Below are 4,833 nucleotides of genomic sequence, written 5' to 3'. Positions count from 1 at the left end.
TTTCTTCGGTTCCTTCTTTGCAAAGAAGGAACAAAGGGCGGGTTACGCCTTGGCTTTCTCCTCATCCAGGCGGTCCAGCAGATCCCAGACACCCAGCATATACTGGATACCCAGGGCACGGTCATACTTGCCGTAGCCGGGGCGGCAGTTGCCGGGGCCTTCCTCCCACAGCTGACGGCCGTGGTCGGGGCGGATGACCAGGTCATGGCCGCCCTCATGGTAGGCGCGCAGGATATCAATGATGCCGGTCTCGCCGCAGCAATCGCGGTGGGCAGCTTCACTGAAATCGCCGTTGGGGAAGTGATGGATGTTGCGGATATGGGCGAAGGGGATACGGTCGCTGTGCTTGCGCACAATGGCCGCCACGTTGTTGTTGGGGTTGGCGTTCAGGCTGCCGGAGCAGAGCGTCAGGCAGTTGTACGGATCATCCACCATGGTCAGGAACCGGTCAATGGCCTCGGCGTCGGTCAGCAGACGGGGCAGACCGAAGATATCCCACGGGGGATCGTCCATGTGAATGGCCATCTTCACGTCGCACTCGCGGCAGGTGGGCATAAGGGCTTCCAGGAAATACTTCAGGTTATCCCACAGTTTTTCCTTGGTGACGGGGGCGTACGCCTTGAACAGCTCGTCCAGCTTGGCCATGCGCTCCGGCTCCCAGCCCGGGAAGGTCATGTTGTACTTCTCGGTAAAGTTCAGGATATACTCGGCCATGGCCTTGTAATCGTCCTGGATCATGTCCTTCTGGTAGAACAGCGCCGTGGAACCGTCGCCCACCGGGTGGAACAGATCGGTGCGGGTCCAGTCAAAGATGGGCATGAAGTTGTAGCAGATCACCTTGACGCCGTACTTGGACAGGTTGCGGATACACTGCTTGTAGTTCTCGATCAGCTGATCCCGGGTGGGCAGGCCGATCTTGATGTCGTCATGCACGTTGACGGACTCCACCACTTCGGCGGAAAAACCGTAGGACTGGATGTGCTCCACGGCTTCCTTGATCTCGTCTTCTTCCCAGATTTCGCCGGGCATCTTGCTGTGCAGCGCCCAAACGATGCTCTCTACGCCGGGGATCTGCTTGATGTCGCCGAGGGTGATGGGGTCATTGCCCTCACCATACCAGCGCCAACCCATTTTCATGGACATAAAAGACCTCCTTGTATATGAATTTTAAAATTATACAGTTTGTAATATTTGCGGGTTCCGGACCACTCAGCCGTTCAGAGCGTCGTGAAGCGTTTTACGGACAGCACCCACACCGGCCAGCTCAGCCACAAAGTAGGCTTCGATCTTGTCGGCCAGGACGGTCTTGGTCAGGTCGGTGCCGAAGATGGACGCATTGGCCAGGATGCTCTTCAGCTGGCCATGGTAGGTTTCCGGCTTGCCCACTTCGATGCCCGCCAGCTTGGCCTGCAGATCTTCCTTCAGGGGATCGGCCGAAACTTCAAAGGCGTTGCCGTTGTCGTCCACGGCCAGCAGGTAACGCAGCCAGCCGGCAATGGCCAGAGGAATGGACACCAGGGTGTTCAGGTCGCGGCCTTCGGCAATGTAGCTCTTGATGGTCTCGCCAAAGCGAATGCCCACCTTCTGGGAGGTATCGGTGGCAATGCGCTGCGGGGCGTCCGGCATGAAGGGGTTGGGCAGGCGCTGCTCCACCACTTCGTCAATGAAGGCCTTGGGCTCCAGAATGCCGGGGTTGACCACCACGGGCAGACCTTCCACATAGCCCAGACGCTTGATGAGGGCCACGATGTCGGCGTCCTTCATCTCGTCGCAGATCAGGGTGTAGCCCAGCATGCAGCCGTAGACGGACATGGCGGTGTGCAGCGGGTTCAGGCAGGTGGTGACCTTCATGCGCTCGGTCTTGTTGACGGTCTCGCGGTCGGTCATGTAGACACCGGCCTTTTCCAGAGCCGGACGGCCATTGGGGAACTTGTCCTCTACCACCAGGTACTGGGGACGCTCGGCGTTGACGAAGGCCGCAATGAAGGTGTTCTTGCTGGTGACGATGGGGGCCATATCCTCGATGCCGTCCTTGGCCAGAGAATCCTGCACCATCTGGTGGGGACGCGGGGTGATCTTGTCGATCATGGACCAGGGGAAGGCGATCTTGCTCTCGTCGGTCAGGTAGTCGATGAAGTCCTGGCCCACAAAGCCCTTCTCGGCCCAGGCCTTGGCAACGGTCATGACGCTGGACTGCAGCTTCTCACCGTTGTGGGAGCAGTTGTCCATGGAAACCACGGCCAGAGGCGCGGCGCCGGCCTTGAAACGCTCAAACAGCAGGGCGGCCACCATGCTCATGGCATGACGGGCGGAGGCGGGGCCTTCGTCCATGTCGGCCTGGACAACCGGCATCAGGCTGCCGTCCGGACGGTAGAGGGCGTAGCCCTTCTCGGTGATGGTGAAGGAGATCATCTGCAGGCCGGGATCGGTGAAGATCTCTTTGAAGCGGGCCATCATGGCGGCGTCGGAAGAATCGGCGCGCAGGCCCTCGGCCACGGAACCGATGATCTCGCGGCTGGTGGAGCCGTCCGGGTTCAGGGTGACCATCATGGTCAGGTTGTCAAAGGGGGTGTAGATCTTGTCGATAATGTCGTAGTCGAAGGTATCGGCGGCAATGATACCGCGGTCGGCCAGACCTTCGTTCAGCAGATTCTGCTGCAAAGCAGCAATAAAACCGCGGAAAATGTTGCCCGCACCGAAATGCACCCAGATGGGGTGTTCCCTGGTGGCGGCGGTCATAGCGGCATGGTCGAACTGGGGCAGCTTGACGCCCAGCTTTTCCCACTCGGCTTTCTGGTTGACGATGGAAGAGGCATTCATCTGCATAGCGGTTTGCTCCTTTTTTGGTGCGTGTGAGTGGACGGCCCATTGCCGTCCGCGTTGATTTCAGTATACCGCGCAATTTTTATTAGGAAAATGGCCGAGATTGCTTGAAAGATTGTAAAAGTTGCGGTAAAGTATACTATATAAGAGTTTACCGGCAAATTGCCGCCGAAAAGAGGGAAAACCGGTATGGCCACCTCCAATTACAATCCCTATACCCGCCGCCAGACCATGATCGCCTCCGATTATGAGATCTACCGTTACCGCTCCACCTATATGAACGAAGTGGAGCTGCACCATCATGACTTCTACGAAATATATCTTTTGCTGCGCGGCCGGGTGGAATACATTGTGGAAAACCAGATCTACCGCATGCGCCCCGGCGACTGGATGCTGACCAGCCCCCTGGAACTGCACCAGGCCCGCATCGTTACCGACGCCGACGCCTACGAGCGGTTTGTCCTGTGGATCGCCCGGCCCTATCTGGAGCGGCTTTCCACCCCGCGCACCAGCCTGACCCGCTGTTTTGACACCAGTGTGGCCACCCACACCAACCTTCTGCGGGTGGGGGGCGCCCAGGGCGCCCAGATGCGCGCTTCCATCGAGCGGCTGTGCGGGCTGCGCAACTCCAAGGACTACGGCAGCGACCTTTTGGCCCAGAGCGCCCTGGTGGAACTGATGATCGGGCTGAACCGCGCCGCCGAGGAACGGGGCGACAGCCGCCCCGTGGGTACCAGCGACCAGGTGGTGGACGCGGTGCTGCATTACATCAACGAACATTACAGCGAGACCCTGACCCTGGACCAGCTGGCGGAAAAATTCTTCATCAGCAAATACCATCTGCTGCGCAAGTTCGACGCCCAGGTGGGCACCACGGTACACCGGTACATCCTGCAAAAACGGCTGCTGAACGCCAAACAGCTGCTGGCCGGCGGCGTGGCCCCCAACGAGGTATGCCAGTACTGCGGGTTCGGGGATTACGCCAACTTTTACCGGGCGTTCAAGGCCGAATACAACCAGACCCCCCGGCAGTATATCCAGACCGTGCGGGGCAACTGAGGATGGTTGCACTTTACCCCCGATGCGTGTACAATAAAGGCGTATCTTGCAGGAAGGCGGTGACCCCCGGGTGAATGCCCCCAAAACCGAAACACGCCGGGCGGGCGGTATCGACTATACCCTGACCCGCCGCCGCGTACGCAACATCAATCTGCGGGTGCGGGCGGACGGTTCGGTGGCGGCCAGTGCGGCGCCCCGGGTGCCTGCCGCCGTGGTGGATGCCTTTGTGGCCTCCCGTGCCGGGTGGGTGGAAAATGCCCGGGCCAAGGCTGCCGCCCACGCCCGGTGGGATGCGGCAGCCGATGCCGCCCTGCCGGACAAAAAGCAGGCCCTGGCGCAGATGACGGCGCTGTGCCGGGCATACTATCCGCAGTTTGCATCCATCTGCCCCGGCGGGGCGTTCCCCCGCATTGCGGTGCGGGATATGCGTACCCGGTGGGGTTCCTGCAGCCTGAAAACCGGCACCCTGGCTTTCAGCCGCCGTCTGTGTGTGGCGCCCCGCGCCGCACAGGAATATGTTGTGGTACACGAATTCTGCCACTTTGCTCACCCTGACCACAGCCCGGCGTTCTGGGCGGCGGTCGAGGCGGTGCTGCCCGACTACCGGCAGCGCCGCAAACTGCTGCGGTAACCGCGGGCCTGCTGCCCGCTGCCGCTTTGTACGGAGGTTGCGCCCTTGGCTTCTTCACAGAAAAAATACGCCACTCTGGTGAACAACACCCTGTTGTTCGCGTTGTCCAACTTCAGTTCCAAACTGCTGAGTTTCTTTATCCGGCCGTACCTGAGCTACGTCCTGGATTCCCCCGACGTGATGGGTGTGTCCAGCCTGCTGCAGCAGGCCACCAACCTGCTGATCCCGGTGGTCAGCCTGGGTGTGTCTTATGCGGTGATCCGCTTTGGCCTGGACCGGGCCGTGCGCAAGGACAGTGTCTTTGTGAACGGCGGACTGAC

4 protein-coding genes and 1 pseudogene are annotated in these 4,833 nt (G+C 60.1%); 3 read left to right on the top strand and 2 right to left on the bottom strand.

All coding sequences use genetic code 11. From position 1 onward, the window contains the following. Positions 1-42: 42 nt before the first annotated feature. Positions 43-1,143, bottom strand: coding sequence for a mannonate dehydratase (gene uxuA / locus H6B10_RS12620; RefSeq protein WP_204651930.1), 1,101 nt, complete (start codon positions 1,141-1,143; stop codon positions 43-45). A 66-nt stretch (positions 1,144-1,209) separates the two neighbouring features. Further along, positions 1,210-2,826, bottom strand: coding sequence for a mannitol dehydrogenase family protein (locus tag H6B10_RS12615; RefSeq protein WP_204651929.1), 1,617 nt, complete (start codon positions 2,824-2,826; stop codon positions 1,210-1,212). A 186-nt stretch (positions 2,827-3,012) separates the two neighbouring features. Between H6B10_RS12615 and H6B10_RS12610 the strand changes: the two genes are divergently transcribed. The 3 genes and pseudogenes from H6B10_RS12610 to H6B10_RS12600 form a co-directional block, all read left to right on the top strand. Beyond that, positions 3,013-3,882 carry a helix-turn-helix domain-containing protein gene (locus H6B10_RS12610; protein WP_243427370.1) on the top strand — a complete coding sequence of 290 codons (870 nt, stop codon included), beginning with the start codon at positions 3,013-3,015 and terminating at the stop codon, positions 3,880-3,882. A 70-nt stretch (positions 3,883-3,952) separates the two neighbouring features. Beyond that, a complete protein-coding gene (locus tag H6B10_RS12605; RefSeq protein WP_204651928.1) occupies positions 3,953-4,513 on the top strand; it encodes a YgjP-like metallopeptidase domain-containing protein in 561 nt (186 codons plus the stop codon). 45 nt (positions 4,514-4,558) lie between these two features. Then, positions 4,559-4,833, top strand: a pseudogene (locus tag H6B10_RS12600) (lipopolysaccharide biosynthesis protein); the annotation flags it as partial.

It is taken from the genome of Gemmiger formicilis, from assembly GCF_016901605.1.
In the GTDB taxonomy this organism is placed as follows: Bacteria; Bacillota; Clostridia; order Oscillospirales; family Ruminococcaceae; genus Gemmiger; species Gemmiger formicilis_B.
The sequence above is the reverse complement of the archived record's forward strand: the minus strand, read 5'-3'. Positions and strand labels throughout refer to the sequence as shown.